Annotated in this window: 12 protein-coding genes; 5 read left to right on the top strand and 7 right to left on the bottom strand. The window is 65.9% G+C overall.

Translation table 11 applies throughout. The features are described 5' to 3' along the window. Positions 1 to 31 precede the first annotated feature (31 nt). Positions 32 to 715 (bottom strand): iron-sulfur cluster repair protein YtfE, encoded by a 684-nt coding sequence (ytfE, locus tag VFW84_RS03170; protein WP_329678983.1) that lies wholly within the window; start codon positions 713 to 715, stop codon positions 32 to 34. A gap of 150 nt (positions 716 to 865) precedes the next feature. Here ytfE and norR point away from each other — a divergent pair, with 150 nt between their 5' ends. Then, positions 866 to 2,443: a nitric oxide reductase transcriptional regulator NorR gene (gene norR, locus VFW84_RS03175; RefSeq protein ID WP_329678984.1), complete on the top strand. Its 1,578-nt coding sequence runs from the start codon at positions 866 to 868 to the stop codon at positions 2,441 to 2,443. Here the strand turns inward: norR and rssA are convergent. Continuing rightward, on the bottom strand, positions 2,434 to 3,348 hold the full coding sequence (gene rssA, locus VFW84_RS03180; RefSeq protein ID WP_329678985.1) for a patatin-like phospholipase RssA: 915 nt from the start codon (positions 3,346 to 3,348) through the stop codon (positions 2,434 to 2,436). The genes norR and rssA overlap by 10 nt on opposite strands. Before the next feature lie 300 nt (positions 3,349 to 3,648). Here rssA and VFW84_RS03185 point away from each other — a divergent pair, with 300 nt between their 5' ends. Further along, positions 3,649 to 6,024 (top strand): penicillin-binding protein 1A, encoded by a 2,376-nt coding sequence (locus VFW84_RS03185; protein WP_414638878.1) that lies wholly within the window; start codon positions 3,649 to 3,651, stop codon positions 6,022 to 6,024. 16 nt (positions 6,025 to 6,040) lie between these two features. Here VFW84_RS03185 and VFW84_RS03190 read toward each other — a convergent pair whose 3' ends face one another. Beyond that, positions 6,041 to 8,635 carry a cation-translocating P-type ATPase gene (locus tag VFW84_RS03190; protein ID WP_329678986.1) on the bottom strand — a complete coding sequence of 865 codons (2,595 nt, stop codon included), beginning with the start codon at positions 8,633 to 8,635 and terminating at the stop codon, positions 6,041 to 6,043. An 84-nt stretch (positions 8,636 to 8,719) separates the two neighbouring features. On the opposite strand from VFW84_RS03190, the gene VFW84_RS03195 reads away from it, so the two are divergent. Further along, the gene (locus VFW84_RS03195) at positions 8,720 to 9,571 is read left to right on the top strand and encodes an NAD-dependent protein deacetylase (protein WP_329678987.1); all 852 of its coding nucleotides are present in this window, start codon (positions 8,720 to 8,722) and stop codon (positions 9,569 to 9,571) included. Here VFW84_RS03195 and chrA read toward each other — a convergent pair. After that, positions 9,566 to 10,900, bottom strand: a complete 1,335-nt coding sequence (chrA, locus tag VFW84_RS03200) for a chromate efflux transporter (protein WP_329678988.1) — start codon at positions 10,898 to 10,900, stop codon at positions 9,566 to 9,568. The genes VFW84_RS03195 and chrA overlap by 6 nt on opposite strands. A 269-nt stretch (positions 10,901 to 11,169) precedes the next feature. On the opposite strand from chrA, the gene VFW84_RS03205 reads away from it, so the two are divergent. Both VFW84_RS03205 and VFW84_RS03210 read left to right on the top strand, forming a co-directional pair. Continuing rightward, a complete protein-coding gene (locus tag VFW84_RS03205) occupies positions 11,170 to 11,817 on the top strand; it encodes an alpha/beta hydrolase (RefSeq protein WP_329678989.1) in 648 nt (215 codons plus the stop codon). Positions 11,818 to 11,999: 182 nt separating this feature from the next. Then, positions 12,000 to 13,031, top strand: a complete 1,032-nt coding sequence (locus VFW84_RS03210; protein WP_329678990.1) for an AraC family transcriptional regulator — start codon at positions 12,000 to 12,002, stop codon at positions 13,029 to 13,031. On the opposite strand, the gene VFW84_RS03215 is transcribed toward VFW84_RS03210, so the two are convergent. The 3 genes from VFW84_RS03215 to cysW form a co-directional block, all read right to left on the bottom strand. Beyond that, the gene (locus VFW84_RS03215) at positions 13,032 to 14,294 is read right to left on the bottom strand and encodes a lipase family protein (RefSeq protein ID WP_329678991.1); all 1,263 of its coding nucleotides are present in this window, start codon (positions 14,292 to 14,294) and stop codon (positions 13,032 to 13,034) included. A gap of 129 nt (positions 14,295 to 14,423) precedes the next feature. After that, positions 14,424 to 15,530 (bottom strand): sulfate ABC transporter ATP-binding protein, encoded by a 1,107-nt coding sequence (locus VFW84_RS03220; protein ID WP_329678992.1) that lies wholly within the window; start codon positions 15,528 to 15,530, stop codon positions 14,424 to 14,426. Further along, positions 15,527 to 16,402 (bottom strand): sulfate ABC transporter permease subunit CysW, encoded by an 876-nt coding sequence (gene cysW, locus VFW84_RS03225; RefSeq protein WP_329678993.1) that lies wholly within the window; start codon positions 16,400 to 16,402, stop codon positions 15,527 to 15,529. The genes VFW84_RS03220 and cysW overlap by 4 nt, the downstream gene beginning before the upstream one ends. Positions 16,403 to 16,406 lie beyond the last annotated feature (4 nt).

Below are 16,406 nucleotides of genomic sequence, written 5' to 3' on the forward strand. Positions count from 1 at the left end.
CCGTCCGTTCAGGATCCAGGCCTATGGAACCTCACGCCGCGATGGTTTGCGCCACGGGAGCGTTGTCGAACAGGATGTTGTTCTCCAGATGGATGTGCTCCATCAGATCCTCGCGGAAGGCCTGAAGACCCAGGTACAGCGCCCGCCAGGTGTTGCAGGCACCACGGGGCAAGGTGATGTCATGGGTCAGCGCGGCCAGCCGGTCCAGGGCCTGCCCATGCTGCTCATGCTCCATGCGCAGGACCGTGATGGGTCCGCCTGCCGACTGCGCGGCGTCCGCGTCAGCCAGCAAGGGGAACAGCACGTCCTCCTCCTTCTGCATGTGGCTCTCCAGCTCCTGCTGCATGTCGCTGAGGTGATCGGCCAGGCCCAGCGGGCATTCAGGGCGGTCGCCATGGACCGACTCAACCTTGCGCGACAGGCGGATCAGCTCGGGCAGTTGCTGGCGGTGCCGCTCGTGGAACTGCTTGAGGATGTGGTCGATCAGCTCGGCGGCCGGCGCCACGCGCCAGTCCCGGCCGGATGGTTGCGCGCTGGCCTGCAAGGCCTGCAGCCGCTCGGCAATGACCGCCGCATCCAGGCCCTTGACCTGGGCCGCATCGCGCAGGCTGTGCTTGCCGCCACAGCAGAAGTCGAGCTGATACTCGTGAAAGACCTGTGTGGCACCGGCAATGTCACGCGCCAGTTGGCCCAGGGATTGATCGATCAGATTCATGGAGTGCTCCGTGTTGATGGGGTTCCCCCTTCTCTACGCCAGATCCGTGCCTGATCTCAGTCCTTTATGAATCAATGACTTGCCTTAATCATGGTATAAATAACCATCCTCAATTCAAGGTGCTTTCAACCAAACAAGGTCAAAATGACCATGATGGAAAACCTCTTGTTGACCGACCTGGTGGCCGAGTTGCCTCAGGCCGTTCGGCTGCAGCGTCTGGTCAGCAGTTTGCGCACGCAGTTCCGCTGTGGCGCAGTCGCCCTGCTGCAATTGGAGGAAGACCACCTGCGCCCCCTGGCGGTGGACGGGCTGGTGCGCGATGCCCTGGGCAGGCGCTTTGCGGTGGGGCAGCACCCCCGCCTGGCCGCCATCCTGGCCCGACGTGGCGTCACCTGTTTCCACCACGACAGCAACCTGCCCGACCCCTATGACGGCCTGATCGACGAGCACGCGGGCGAGCCCCTGCCCGTGCACGACTGCATGGGCACCAGCCTGCACATCGAAGGCCAGCTCTGGGGTGTCCTGACGCTGGATGCGCTGCAAGTGGGCACCTTCGACACGGCGGCCCAGACGGCGCTGCGCCAGCTCACCGCCGTGATCGAGGCGGCCATCCGCACCACCCGCCTGGAGGCCGAGATCCGCGCCCTGCGCCTGACCCGGGGTGACATCCCCAGCCACGGCACCACGCGCAGCGACGGCGAGATCCTGGGCCAGAGCGAGGCCATCAGCCAGTTGCTGCATGAGTTGTCCGTGGTGGCGGATTCGGAGTTGCCCGTGCTGCTGCTGGGCGAGACCGGCGTGGGCAAGGAGCTCTTTGCGCATCGATTGCATCGCCTGTCTCGCCGCAGCGGCCAGGCCCTGGTCCATGTCAACTGCGCCGCCCTGCCCGAGTCGCTGGCCGAGAGCGAGCTGTTCGGGCATGCCAAGGGGGCTTTCTCGGGCGCCATCAGCGACCGCCCCGGGCGCATCGAGGCCGCCGAGGGCGGCACCTTGTTCCTGGACGAGGTGGGTGAGCTGCCCCTGTCGGTGCAAGCCAAGTTGCTGCGCACCCTGCAGAACGGCGAGATCCAGCGCCTGGGCGCCGACCGGCCCCGCCGCGTGAATGTGCGCGTGATCGCGGCCACCAACCGCAGCCTGCATGACCTGGTGCGTGACGGCGCCTTCCGCGCCGACCTCTATCACCGCTTGTCGGTCTACCCCATCCCGATCCCGCCACTGCGGGATCGGGGCAACGATGTGCTGCTGCTGGCGGGCCGTTTCCTGGAGCTCAACCGCGCCCGCCTGGGCCTGCGCAGTCTGCGCCTGTCACCAGATGCGCAAGTCGCCCTGCGTCACTACCGCTGGCCTGGCAATGTGCGTGAGCTGGAGCACGTCATCAGCCGCGCGGCCCTCAAGGCCATGAGCCGTGGGGTGGACCGCACGGACATCGTCACACTGGAGACGGATCTGCTGGACCTGGATGCGCATGAGCTACCCACGCCGCCACGCAAAGAGGCCGCTCCGGAGCGCACGCCTGTGCCCCCCACGACCGACATGGCCATCCCCTTGCGCGAAGCGGTGGCGTCCTTGCAGCGCCAGCTCATCGAGCAGGCCCTGAGCCGGCACGACGGCAACTGGGCCCGCTGCGCTCGCGATCTGGGGCTGGACACCAGCAATCTGCACAAGCTGGCACAGCGCCTGGGGCTCAAGCCGACCCGAGCCACCTCACCACGTCAGCCTCAGGCCTGAGCACCCAGGCCGATTTCCCTCAGGCGCGGCAAGCAGGCTTGCAGGGCCGCCTCACCGGCCGCCATGGCCTCCTCGGCGCGGTGGAAGTCCAGCAGGCCCAGGTGGGCCAGCCGAGGCGCCACCACCACCTCGGGTGGATCACCGGCCATGCGGCTGCGCGTGATGCGTGTCTGCATGATGTTGATGCTGGCGGCCACCACATCCAGCATGGACGGCAAGCCAGGCTCGACATCCTCATTGCCAGGCAGCCAGGCATCGAGGTTGTTCTGGATGCGCTGCAGCCAGTCACCCCGCTCGCCGACCTCATCTCTCACAGGCTCGTTCTTGCGCAGATGGCGGCCCAGGATGTCGGAATTCAGATCGACCGCGATCACGATGTCCGCCCCCATGGCCCGTGCCAGCGATACCGGCACAGGATTGACCAGCCCCCCATCGACCAGCAGACGCCCCTCATGCCTTGCCGGCGTGAACACCCCCGGCAAGGCAATGGAAGCCCGCACGGCATCGGCCACCGAGCCACTGCGCAACCAGACCTCGGCACCGGAGTGCAGACCCGTGGCCACCGCAGCAAAGGGCATGTCGAGTGTCTCGATGGGCCGGTCGGCAAAGTGGCGTTTGAAGAAATCCATCAGCCGCTCGCCCTTGAGCATGCCCCCCGACAGGTTGAAGTCCATGAAGGACACCACCTCCGTCAAGCCGAGATGACAGACCCAGTGCTCGAACCGGTCGAGCTCTCCCACCGCATAGGCTGCCCCCACCAGGGCGCCCATGGACGAGCCACACACCAGATCGGGCTGAATGCCCGCCTGCGCCAGAGCGCGCAACACACCGATGTGGGCCCAGCCACGCGCAGATCCGCTGCCCAGGGCCAGGCCGACAACAGGTTGGCGTGCTTCAGTCATCATGATTTGACAGTTCTACCATGGCGTGACGCGCAGATTGGCCGACGCGATGGCCGCCATCAGCGCATCGCATGGCACCCCCCCGGATGCCCTTGCCCACCCGATCCATGAAACGTGCCCCCCAGCACCAGACCGATCGAAGGCACCAGGGCAAACATCGGCTTGCTCAGGGCGCCCAGACACCCGCCGGGATCTGACGCAGGACAGAGGGCTTGGACGTGTTCATGGCGATCTGTGTTGACGAATCCCCACTTTAAGCCAGCGGGCGCGATCTGGCCGTCAGGCAACGATAAGATGAAAGCCATGGTGCTGTCTTCCCTCCTCGGCGCATGGCGCAACCGCCGATCCCTGCGCATGGCGCTGTGGGCGCTGGCCGCCCTGCCGGTCTTGCTGCTGCTCTACACGCTGGCCCTGATCCCCTTCACTCCGGGCATCAGCGACATCCGCAAGGCCAAGCTGGAGCAGCCCGCTCAGGTGCTGTCCAGCGACGGCAAGAAGCTGACCGAGTTCAAGCGCTCCAATCGCCAGTGGGTCAAGCTGTCGGACATCTCCCCTCATGTCAAGGCGGCCCTGATCGCCACGGAAGACCATCGCTTCTACGAGCACTTCGGCCTGGACTGGCGTCGCACCGCCTCGGCCGCGCTGCGCACCTTCTCCGGTGACCGCCAGGGCGGATCGACCATCACCCAGCAACTCGCCCGCAATCTCTACCCTGATGAGATCGGTCGTGCGGCCACGCTCAACCGCAAGCTCAAGGAAGCCATCACGGCCCTGAAGATCGAGGCGCTCTACACCAAGGACGAGATCCTGGAGACCTACCTCAACACGGTGCCCTTCCTCTACAACGCCTATGGCATCGAGATGGCGGCGCGCACCTACTTCGACAAATCCGCCGACAAGCTGGACGTGCTGGAGAGCGCCACGCTGATCGGCATGCTCAAGGGCAACAGCTACTACAACCCGGTGCTCTACCCCGAGCGTTCCGTGCAGCGGCGCAACACGGTGCTCTCTCAGATGGTCAAGCGCGGGCAGCTGACACCGGCCCGCTTCGAGTTGCTCAAGAAAAAGCCCTTGCGGATCGACTTCGAGCGCCAGACCGAGCAGACCGGACCGGCACCGCACTTCGCACAGCAGTTGCGCAAATGGCTGATCGACTGGGCGGACAACAACGACTACGACATCTACTCCGATGGTCTGGTCGTGACCACCACCATCGACGCCCGCCTGCAGGCCATGGCCAACGACGCCGTGGCCCGCCAGGGGCGCCAACTGCAGGCCGTGGCCAACGAGGTCTGGGGGGCGCGCACGGGATGGGAGGGGAGCCCGGCCCTGGTACAGGCCTTTGTGCGCGGCACACCCGACTACGACGCGGCGGTGGCATCGGGCCTGAGTGCCGAGCAGGCTCTGGACAAGCTGCAAGCCGACGCCGCCTTCATGCGCAAGCTGCGCGAGGACAAAACGCGCATCCAGGCGGGCTTCATGGCCCTGGACCCACGCAACGGCCACATCAAGGCCTGGGTCGGCAGCCGCGACTTTGCCCTCGACCCGCTGGACCATGTCCAGCAGGCACGCCGACAACCGGGCTCCACCTTCAAGCCTTTCGTCTACGGCGCGGCCTTTCTCGATGGTGCCGAGCCCAGCGACACCTTCGTGGACGAGGCCGTGGAGATCGAGTTGAGCGGCGGCGAGATCTGGCGGCCCACAGACACCACGCCCCCGAGCGGGCGCGAGATGAGCCTGCGCGATGGTCTGATCTACTCCAAGAACACGATCACCGCCCAGTTGATGCAGGACGTGGGCCCGGCCAAGGTGGCCCGGCTGGCCCGCGCCATGGGGGTCAAGGACAGCCCGCTGGATCTGGTGCCTTCGCTGGCCCTGGGCACCAGCCCCGTGACCCTCAAGGAGATGGTCACCGCCTACGGCAGCATCGCCAATGGCGGGGGCTATGTCGAGCCCATGCTGGTCACCCGCATCCAGGACCGCCATGGGGTGGTGCTGGCCGAGTTCTCGCCGGCCCCGTCAGAAATGGCGCTGCCGCAGGAGACGGCTTACGCCCTGGTGGACGTCCTGCGCGGCGTGGTGGACCGCGGCACGGCCACCAGCATCCGCACCCGATACGGCATCCGCGCCGATGTGGCGGGCAAGACCGGCACCACGCAGGACAACACCGACGGCTGGTTCATCCTGATGCACCCTGAACTGGTTGCAGGTGCCTGGGTGGGCTTCAACGACAACCGGGTGACCCTGCGCAGTGACTACTGGGGCCAGGGCGCGCGCAGCGCCCTGCCCATCGTGGGCGACGTCTTCCAGCAAACCCTGAGGGCCAAGGTGATCGATGGCCGGGCCCGGTTCACCCCGCCCAAGGACAGGAGCATGCTGGGCCCCCTGGTGGGACGCGTGCATGACTGGTTCCAGGGCCTGTTCGAACCCGCGCCGGCCCCCGCCAGTGCGCCTCAGAAACGCCGTGCGCCCCGCCCGGCCTCGGCGCCCTCGGACGCCGCATCCGCCGCGGACAGCGCTTCGCAGGCATCGGCCCCGGCGTCTGGCGCAGCCTCACCACAGGCGCAGGACATCGTCGAGCCCCCCGCCTCGCCTGCGTCCGCGGCCACACCGACGCCAGCACCTGCGACCGAGCCCCGGCCACCCATCATCGGCATCAGCGCGCCCGTGGGCGGCTGAGGATCCCTGCAGGGCATCAACGCAGCCGCCGCCCCAACTGACGCACGAGCTCCAGCCAGCCCAGGCAAGCCAGCAGCATGGCGGCCGCCACGCCCCAGCCCTCCAGCGGGGGCACGGCCAGTTTCATGACATCGCGCAGCCACGGGATGCCCAGCACCGACGCCTGCAGGGTCAGCATCGCCAAGGTCATCCGCCACAACCAGGGATTGGGGTCGATCACGCCCATCAGCGCGGTGCGGGACGCATCTCGATTGGCCAGGATCAGCAACATGACGCTCAACATCAAGGCACTGAACACCACGCTGCGCCCGGACGCCACCGCCCAGCCATTTACCACGAGCCAGTGCTGGCCAGCCAGCAACACACCCGCGATGCCCAGCCCCTGAAGCACCGAATACAGCAGCGAGCTGAGCGCAAAGGGTGACTGGTCCACTGGCCTGGGAGGGCGGGCCATCAGATCGGCACTCTCGGGCTCGGCCTCGAACACGATCGAGCAGGTCGGATCGATCAATAGCTGCAGCAACACGATGTGCACGGGCAAGAGCAGCAAGGGCCAATGCAGCAGGGTGGGCATCAAGGTCAGCGCGATGATGGGAATGTGCACCGCAAAGACAAAGCGCGTGGCCTTGCGGATGTTGTCGTCGATGCGCCGCCCCTGACGGATGGCCGCCACGATGCGGGCAAAACTGTCGTCCAGCAAGACCAGGGCCGCGGCCTCACGGGCCACATCGGTGCCCCGCTCCCCCATGGCAACGCCCACATCCGCCGCCTTGAGGGCTGGGGCATCGTTGACCCCATCACCGGTCATGGCCACCACCTCCCCGGCCGCCCGCAGCAGTCGCACCAGACGCAATTTGTGCTCCGGCTTGAGCCGCGCGCAGATGTCGACATGCCGCAGGCGTTGCTGCAGGGCGGCATCGTCCAGTCCCTCCAGTTCAGTCCCGGTGATGACCTCGGGTCGCTCGGACAAGCCCACCTGCCGGGCGATCGCACGCGCCGTGGCCGGGTGATCGCCCGTCATCATGATCACCCGCACGCCCGCACGTCGGCACTCGGCCAGCGCGGCCGGCACCTCGTCGCGCGGTGGATCCGCCAGCGCCACCATGCCCAGAAACTCGAAGTCAAAATCATGCTGGCTGGGTGGCCAGGGAGGGGTGTCATCCGGGGTCGGCGCCGCACCGGTCCAGCGCCCACACGCCACGCCCAGCACCCGCAAGCCGCGCTCCGCCATGCGCTCCACCTGCTGGCGAATGGACGCTCGCTGGGCCTCGTCCAGGTGGCACAGGTCCGCCACAGCCTCCGGTGCCCCCTTGGTGGCCAGCAGGTGCTGCGTGGGGTCACTGTCGGCAAACACCCGCGTCATGGCCAGGATCTCGCCTGAGAGCGCGTACTCGAACTCCGGCTCGCGGCCATCATGGACATGCTCCGTGCCATCGAGCCATTGGTGACCAAAACGCTGGATGGCCTTTTCCATGGGGTCGAAGGGATCGCCCGGAGTGGCCAGCATCGCGAACTCGGTCAGGCGATGGAAGTCCTCGGGCAACTCGCGCGCGCCTTCGGGCTGAAAGTGGGCATCGGCAATGGCCAGCTCGGCCACCTCCATGCGGTTCACCGTCAGCGTGCCGGTCTTGTCGACCGCCAGCACAGTGATGGTCCCCAGTGCCTCGACCGCCGTGACACGCCGTGTCAGCACCTGCTGGCGGGACATGCGCCAGGCCCCCAGGGCCAGGAACACCGAGACAATGACCGGGATTTCCTCGGGCAGGATGCCCATGGCCAGGGCAATGCCCGACAGCAGACTCTCCAGCACGGGCCGATCGTTCCACCACCAACTCAGCAGGACCTGCGCCAAGGCCAGCACCAGGGCACTCAGCCCCAGCCGGCGCACCAAGGTGCGTGAACTTTGCTGCAAGGCCGACGTGGGCTCGGCCGTGGCGGCCAGATCGGCGCCAATGCGTCCCACGGCAGTCCTGGCCGCCGTGGCCCGTACCTCGGCCACCGCCACGCCCCGGGTGACCACCGTGCTGGCAAACAGCGCAGAGCTGGCGTCCCCTCCGTGCACGTCCATCGGTGCGGCGGACACTTCATGCCCCGCAGGCCAGGCCACCTTGGCCACAGGCACGGCTTCGCCCGTCAGCAAAGACTCGTCCACCTCCAACTGCCCATCGATCACGATGGCATCGGCTGCGATGCGATCGCCCTCATGCAGAACCAGCAGGTCGCCACGCACCACCTCGCGCCCGGCGATGCGCTGCTCCTGCCCATCGCGCAAGACCAGCGCACGCGGTGCCGACAGATCGCGCAGGGACTCCAGGGCGCGCTGGGTCTTGCGCTCTTGCATCAGGGTGATGCCGATCACCACGAAGACGAAACTGAGCAGAAAGATGGCCTCGGCCCGATCCCCCAGGACCAGGTAGATGCCTCCTGCGGCCAGCAACATCAGGAACATGGGCTCGGTGATCACCTCGCGCACGATCCGCCACATGGATTTGGGCGCGCTGCCGGGCAGCATGTTGGCGCCCTCCACCTGCAAGCGACGCGCGGCCTCGGCCGCGCTCAAACCCTGAGGCCGATTCGCATCCACAGACGGGCTGACTTCGGTGGGCGGCATGGTGCATTGGGCGGTCGTTGGAGGGGCTCGGTCTTTTTATCATGAACCCTCTGATGCCATGTCCCTGTGGGCTATAACAATGCCATGAGCCCTTCCCTTGTCGCCCCTGAGGCCGGTCTGACACGGCTGACCGACCTGCTGCGCCATGGCGGCCCCATGGCGGTGATCACTGGCGCGGGCCTGAGTACGGCCAGCGGCATCCCGGCTTACCGTGACCAGCATGGCCAGTGGCAGCACAGCCGCCCGATCCAGCACCAGGAGTTTCTGCGCTCCGAGACGGTCCAGCGCCGCTACTGGGCTCGCAGCTTCGTCGGCTGGCCCACCATCGGACGCGCCGAGCCCAATGCCGGACATCACGCACTGGCTCGGCTGGAGCGGGCCGGCCGAGTCCACACCGTGATCACCCAGAACGTCGACGGCCTGCACCAGCGCGCCGGCAGCCAGCGGGTGATCGAACTGCATGGCCGCATCGGGCAGGTGGTCTGCCTGTCCTGCCGCCAGACCTACCCGCGGCATGAGGTGCAGGACTGGCTGACACGAATCAACCCCGACGTCGACCCCGCCATGGCGGCCATGGCCCGCACAGCCCCCGATGGTGACGCCCACCTGGAGGACGCTGCCCATGCTGGCTTTCGCGTCCCGGCGTGTCCGGCCTGTCGGGGCCCGCTCAAACCCGATGTGGTCTTCTTTGGTGACAACGTGCCGCGCGACCGGGTGGCCGAAGCCACTCGGGTGATGGACGACGCCTCGGCGCTGCTGGTGGTCGGCTCGACCCTGATGGTCTATTCGGGCTTTCGGTTCGCGTCGCAGGCGCACCGCCTGGGCAAACCGATCATCGCCATCAACCGTGGCGTGACCCGCGCCGATGACTTGCTCACCGCCAAGATCGACGACGATTGCAGCACCGTGCTGACACGGCTGCTGGATGCGCTATGACAGCACCGCTCCCAGCGCGGCACACACCAACAGCAGGCCCATCACCCCGACCTTGAATCGGAACAAGGCCACGATGGCACCCACCGTGATGAGCGCCGACACGGGATCAAAGGGCCCGGCAAAGCCGCGGGGCCACAGCACGTGATAGCCGAAGAACAGCGCCAGGTTCAGGATCACGCCCACCACCGCCGCCGTGATGGCGCTCAAGGGGGCCGTGAAGCCGAGCTTGCCGTGGGTGGACTCCACCACTGGGCCACCCGCCAGGATGAACACGAACGATGGCAGGAAGGTGAAAAAGGTCACCACAGAGGCTGCCACGGCCCCACCGAGCAGGGGGGCATCTGCCCCCATGACCTGCTGAAGCCAGCCCCCCACAAAGCCCACGAAGGCCACCACCATGATGAGCGGCCCCGGTGTGGTTTCTCCCAGGGCCAGGCCATCGATCATCTGCGCGCCACTGAGCCACTGATGATGTTCCACCGCGCCTTGATAGACATAGGGCAGCACGGCGTAAGCGCCGCCAAAGGTCAGCAGCGCGGCCTTGGTGAAGAACCAGCCCATCTGCGTCAAAGTGCCCTGGACCCCATGCGTGGCCATCAAGAGCCCCATCACCCCCGCCCACAGCGCCAGGCCGATGCCCAGCCATCTCAGCAGATGGGCCTTTGAAAACAGCGCGTGTGGCGGTGTGGGTGTGTCATCGTCGATCAGCGCAGGGCCATAGGCCGCCTGAGCGGCGCCATGGCCTCCGCCCAGGGCAAACACCTGCGGCGCCCATCGTGCACCCAGATGACCGATCAGGGCTGCCGCCACCACAATGGCGGGAAACGGAACCTGGAGGGCAAAGATGGCCACAAAGGCCGCTGCGGCGATGCCCCACATCCAGCCATTCTTGAGGGCGCGTGTGCCGATGCGATGGGCCGCGTGCAGGACCAGGGCCGTCACTGCGGGCTTGATGCCATAGAAGACGCCCGCCACCAGGGGCACCTGCCCGAAGCGCATGTAGATCCAGGACAGGCCGATCAGGATGAACAGGGAGGGCAGCACGAACAAGGCCCCGGCCACGATGCCACCCCAACTGCGGTGCATCAGCCAGCCGATGTAGGTGGCCAACTGCTGCGCCTCCGGCCCCGGCAGGACCATGCAGTAGTTGAGTGCGTGCAGGAAGCGCTTCTCGCTGATCCAGCGCCGCCGCTCCACCAGCTCGGTGTGCATGATGGCGATCTGCCCCGCCGGGCCCCCGAAGCTGATGAAGCCCAGCTTGAGCCAGAACCAGAAGGCCTGGGCCAGGCTGACGGGGGCTGGTGCAGTGTGAGGAAGGGGTGGAGACATGGTCAGTTCGACGCGTTCAGCGATCGGGCTTTCCTGACATTGTCTTCGATGGCATCGTGCTCTTGCTCGAAACGCATGTCGGCATTCGCCTATCACCATATGCGCAGATCAGTCATCCATCTCCACAAACCTTCGTTGTCGACCGATAGGGCGGGCGATATCGTTTCAAGCCATAGAACCCACACACCGCAGCCGTCAGGAAGTGATCGCCCTGGTCAAGTCTACCGAGGTATCGATCGCCTCGCTCTGAACACCTTCTGGGAGTACCTATGCCATCCAAGGATCCCCACCGCAGCATCTCGGTGCTCTCCCGCCGATTCACGGCGGCACCGGTACGCGTTCTCATCATCCCGGGCCTCCATGACAGCGGCCCGACCCATTGGCAGACTTGGCTGCAATCGCAGTACCAGGGCGCCGTGCGGGTCAAGCAGCAACGCTGGCAAGACCCCGATCTCGATGCCTGGGCGGCGCGGATCGAGCAGGTCGTGAGCAAGGCCTCTTCGGACACCCTCTGGATTGCCGTGGCCCACAGCTTCGGCTGCCTGGCGCTGACCCGCCACCTGGCCACCCGCGCGCCCATGAGCGCCGGCGGCATTCGATCTGCGCTGCTGGTGGCGCCCGCAGACCCCGGCAAGTTCGGTCTGACCCACCGCATCCCCCAGCAAGGCCTGGGCATACCGACCTGTGTGGTTGGCAGCGACACGGACCCTTGGATGCCGGCGGACCGCGCTCGCGCATGGGCCCAGCAATGGGGATCGCGCTTCCACAACCTGGGCGATGCTGGTCACATCAATGTGGAGTCAGGCCACGGCCCCTGGCCCTGGGCCCGCTACAAGACCGACCAGATGATCCGTGACCAGCAGCGCGAACGCCGCCTGGAGCGCGCCCATCCGCTGGAACTGCATTACGCCGTCTGAACCCGTCATTCCACTTCAAGCACCCGAAAGGATCACACCATGCCAAGCCTGCGCCTGACGCCTCAGCCGAACCGCTGAGGATGCATCCTTGCACCTTCCATGGAGGGCAAACAAGGATATCGATGGCTGCTTCACTCACGCGACAATGGCGCATTCCAAGCCGTCCATCTGTCGCTGAGTTCATGCCTGCCCCCGCCAGCCCACACCTCGGTTCAGCCAGTCAGAGCTATGCCCTGGCCGTACTGGAGTACGTTGAACGCCTGGGCATGGATCCGGTCGAGATCTTCGGCCGGGAGAAGGTCGATCAGGCCCGGCGGCAAGACACGGCCTCGCGCCTGGGCATCGTGCAATGGCAAGGCATGCTGCAGCAAGCGTGCCGACACCTGAATGACCCGGCTTTTCCGATCAAGCTGGCAGCCACCATCCAAGCTCGGCATCTGGGCATGCTGGGTTTTTTGCTGATGTCATGCGACACCTTGGGATCGGCCGCCCTGACGCTGCAACGCTATGAGCAATTGCTCGACAGCGTCAACGCCGCCGAGTTCGACATCCAGGGCGAGCGGTGCACCCTGACCTGGCGTCCCTTGATCGACAACCCGCCTCCCGAGTTCATCATGCTGTCGATGTCACTGTGGGCCCACCAGGCGCGGTGGCTGGTCGAGCGGCCCGACCTGGTCTGCGACATCGATTTCACCTTTGCCGCACCGGCTGAAGCGGACGTGGTGGCCACCTACCAGTCGGTGTTTGGTGGCAAGGTGCGCTTCGGGCAGAGCCTCAATCAGATGGTCATCCCGCTGGACTATCTGAGCTTGCCGGTGGCGCAGCGCGATGCCCATGTGCATGCCTCGCTGAAACAGCAGGCCGAGGCCGATCTGCAGCGCCTGCTGGGCCAGGAACATGGCTTTGTGTCGCATCTGGAGGCCATCGTGGCCGATCAGCTCCAGCGCGGATCCGCCACGCTGCAGCAGGTGGCCTCGGCCCTGGACATGGCCCCGCGCACCTTGCAAAGCCGTCTGGAAGCCCATGGCCTGGGCTTCAGGGAGTTGCTCGATCGGGTGCGCCACCGCCAGGCGGAGCGGCACCTGCGCAACCCGGACCTGACCCTGGCCGAGGTCGCTGCCCTGCTGGGCTTCTCGGACCAGAGCGCCTTTCAGCACGCCTTCAAGCGCTGGACAGGCGCCTCACCGGGCGACTACCGGCGGCGCCTGGCCTGATCACTTGCAGTTGCTGGGGGCCGGCAGATCGTTGAGGCGATCTTGCAGATAAGCGAAGGCCTTGCCAAAACCGGTCACAGCCAGCAGCAAATGGTCATTGAAGGTGCGCGTGTACTGCACCTTCACCCCCTGCTTGCAGTACTGGGCCGTCAAGGCATCCACATCGGCCACGGGCATGAGCTCGTCGATGGTGCCCTGGTAGATGTAGGTGGGGGCACCCGGCGTGCGCTGTCCCAGTCGATTGCGGATGATCACATCCTTCACGGCGGGCACGTCCAGCAGTTGTGGCACGGTCGTCAGGCTGCTCATCTTCTTGTAGGCAAAGGCGACCAGGGGATCGGGAGCGCCTGTCAGGAACTGACCCAGACACATCTCTCGCGCCTTGGCCAAGGCCTCCTTGCCCTTGTCGTTGGTCAGCGCATCGGCATCGACCTGTGGGTAGGCGCGTGCCAGCCCCGACACGGCGCCGATGTACACCCCCGCGAACAGCTTGCCATCCACCTTGCGGGCCACATTGCCCAGGTCGACGGGCACACCGCCTGCCGCCACGCCCTTGATGTTGAGCTCTGGCGCATAGCTGCGGTAGAGCTCATTGGCCCAGGTGGCCGCCAGCGCACCACCGGAGTAGCCGGTGATGACCACCGGGGTGGCGGCCCCGTCGAGGCCTGCAGGGCTGAAATTCTCGGCAGCGCGAATGCCGTCAAGCACCCCCTGCCCCGACAGGCGTCCCACGGTCCACAGGGACTCCAGGCCCTCATAGTCGGGCAGCACCACGACCATGCCCTTCTTGAGCGCCGACTGGATCAGGGCCTGCTCCAGGGCCGTGCCCTTGACCATCTCATACGAGGGTGCACAGCGCAACGTCAAGGCGTCGTACGCCACGTTGTAGGCCATCAGTCTGCGCTCGGTGGCTGGCGCGTTCACGGGCACCAGCACAGTCCCGACCATGGCCACGGCGCGCCCCTCATGGTCCGTTGAGCGATACATCAACTGCCATGCCTGACCTTTGACCGGGAAGAGGTAGTAGGCCTTGGCGCTGATCTCGCGCTGGCGGAACACCGTGCCAGGCGACATCCCGCTCAGATCGGTGGCACTGGGCGGCACATAGAAGGCATCGTCCATGGGCTCCGGAATCGGCGCCACCAGAGGAGCAAACACCTGTGGTGCGGCATGGGCCGCACCGAGCAAGGTCAGAGACAGGGCCAGCCACGCAGCCGAGCGAACGGCCCGGGCACTCAGCGCGGGAAACAGTGGGTTCTTCATCGTTGTTCCTATCGATTGATCATCGACCCCATGGCCGATGCCCGATGTTCGAACCCCCAACCCGCGCCGTCTTGGTCGCTCACGCCGATTCTGTGTGTGGACACGCAGAACCAGGGTTAGACCGGAGGATCAGATCAAGGCCCCCGGATCCGTGGCCACGAACTCGGGACGCGCGCCATTGCCGGCGCCAGACACCACGGTAAAGCGGCGCACGCGGCGCGGTTTGAGGAACACCGTGCCACCGGCCTGCAGCAAGCCGCTGTCTCGCAGGGCTGCGTACTCGCCGCGCGGCAGTTCGACATCCACCTCGCCCTGCCCATCGTTGCGACGGAATTCCAGGCGGGTATTGGGGCCCACCGTCAGGGTGTGCACCAGGGTCACCGGCAGGCTGCCTTCTTCGGCATGGGCCAGCACCTGGATCTCATGCGGGCGCACATAGCTGACATCCTTGTCACTGCCGGTGCTGTTGGCAGACGCCACCGCGCCCGGCGCATGGTCACGGCCATGGAACAGATTCACATCCCCCAGGAACTGCAGCACGAACGGCGTGGCCGGGTGGTCATAGACCTCGTCGGGCGTGCCCTCCTGCTCGATGCGGCCCTGGTTCATCACCACGATGCGATCGGCCACCTCCATGGCCTCTTCCTGGTCGTGGGTCACGAACACGCTGGTCACATGGATCTCATCGTGCAGGCGACGCAACCAGCGGCGCAGTTCCTTGCGGACCTGGGCATCCAGGGCTCCGAAAGGCTCATCGAGCAGCAGCACCTTGGGCTCGACCGCCAGGGCACGTGCCAGGGCAATGCGCTGACGCTGACCGCCGGAGAGCTGGTGTGGATAGCGATCGGCAATCCAGTCCAGTTGCACCAGCTTGAGCAACTCCATGACCTTCTCGCGGATCCTGGCCTCGCTGGGGCGCGTGGCCTTGGGGCGCACACGCAGACCAAAGGCCACGTTCTCGAAAATCGTCATGTGACCGAACAGCGCGTAGTGCTGGAAGACGAAACCCACATTGCGGTCACGCACCGACACATGGGTGGCATCTTCACCATGGAAGAGCACCGAACCCGCATCGGGCGTTTCCAGACCGGCGATGATGCGCAGCAAGGAGGTCTTGCCCGAGCCCGAGGGCCCCAGCAGGGCCACCAGCTCGCCCGAGGGGATGTCCAGGTTGAGCTGGTCACACACCGTGACCGAGCCAAATCGTTTGACCAGGTTCTTGACTTCAATACTCATGACGCGGCTCCGGCATCCTTGGCCTGGGCGAGTTGCTGCTGCACCCGGCGTTCGACAATGAATTTCAGCACCAGGGTGACCAGCGCCAGGCTGGCCAGCAAGGATGCCACGGCGAAGGACGCGGCAAACTGGTACTCGTTATAAAGAATCTCGATGTGCAGGGGCAAAGTGTTGGTCTGCCCACGGATGTGGCCCGACACCACCGACACGGCGCCAAACTCCCCCATGGCGCGGGCGTTACACAGGATGACCCCGTACAACAAGGCCCACTTCACATTCGGCAAGGTGACCTTCCAGAACGATTGCCAGCCCGAAGCGCCCAGCACACGGGCGGCTTCTTCCTGCTCCTGCCCTTGAGCCTGCATCAGCGGGATCAGCTCGCGTGCCACAAAGGGAAAGGTCACGAAGATGGTCGCCAGCACGATGCCCGGCACGGCAAAGATGACCTTGAGATCGTGGTCACGCAGCCATTCGCCCCACCAGCCTTGCAGGCCGAAGACCAGCACGTAGATCAGGCCGGCGATCACGGGCGAGACCGAAAACGGCAGATCGATCAGGGTCAGCAGCACGCTCTTGCCGCGAAAATCGAACTTGGCAATCGCCCAGGCCGCCGCGATCCCGAAGACCAGGTTCAGCGGCACGGCGATGACGGCCGCTGTCAGCGTCAGCCAGATGGCCGATACCGCATCGGGTTCGGTGACCGCAGCCAGATAGACATCCCAGCCCTTCTTGAAGGCCTCGACAAACACCGAGACCAGGGGAACAAACAGGAACAGGGACAGAAACACCAGTGCGACCGAGATCAGCGACCAGCGCACCCACGCAGGCTCGGTCGTGGCCCGGGTGTGGTTGGGGGGAGCCATGGAACTCATGTGA

It is taken from the genome of Aquabacterium sp. (genome assembly GCF_036279655.1).
Lineage (GTDB): Bacteria > Pseudomonadota > Gammaproteobacteria > Burkholderiales > Burkholderiaceae_C > Aquabacterium.

Coding starts and splice junctions, on each gene's coding strand:
- ytfE (WP_329678983.1), bottom strand. CDS start 715: ATGAATCTGATCGATCAATCCCTGGGCCAACTGGCGCGTGACATTGCC.
- norR (WP_329678984.1), top strand. CDS start 866: ATGATGGAAAACCTCTTGTTGACCGACCTGGTGGCCGAGTTGCCTCAG.
- rssA (WP_329678985.1), bottom strand. CDS start 3,348: ATGATGACTGAAGCACGCCAACCTGTTGTCGGCCTGGCCCTGGGCAGC.
- VFW84_RS03185 (WP_414638878.1), top strand. CDS start 3,649: ATGGTGCTGTCTTCCCTCCTCGGCGCATGGCGCAACCGCCGATCCCTG.
- VFW84_RS03190 (WP_329678986.1), bottom strand. CDS start 8,635: ATGCCGCCCACCGAAGTCAGCCCGTCTGTGGATGCGAATCGGCCTCAG.
- VFW84_RS03195 (WP_329678987.1), top strand. CDS start 8,720: ATGAGCCCTTCCCTTGTCGCCCCTGAGGCCGGTCTGACACGGCTGACC.
- chrA (WP_329678988.1), bottom strand. CDS start 10,900: ATGTCTCCACCCCTTCCTCACACTGCACCAGCCCCCGTCAGCCTGGCC.
- VFW84_RS03205 (WP_329678989.1), top strand. CDS start 11,170: ATGCCATCCAAGGATCCCCACCGCAGCATCTCGGTGCTCTCCCGCCGA.
- VFW84_RS03210 (WP_329678990.1), top strand. CDS start 12,000: ATGCCTGCCCCCGCCAGCCCACACCTCGGTTCAGCCAGTCAGAGCTAT.
- VFW84_RS03215 (WP_329678991.1), bottom strand. CDS start 14,294: ATGAAGAACCCACTGTTTCCCGCGCTGAGTGCCCGGGCCGTTCGCTCG.
- VFW84_RS03220 (WP_329678992.1), bottom strand. CDS start 15,530: ATGAGTATTGAAGTCAAGAACCTGGTCAAACGATTTGGCTCGGTCACG.
- cysW (WP_329678993.1), bottom strand. CDS start 16,402: ATGAGTTCCATGGCTCCCCCCAACCACACCCGGGCCACGACCGAGCCT.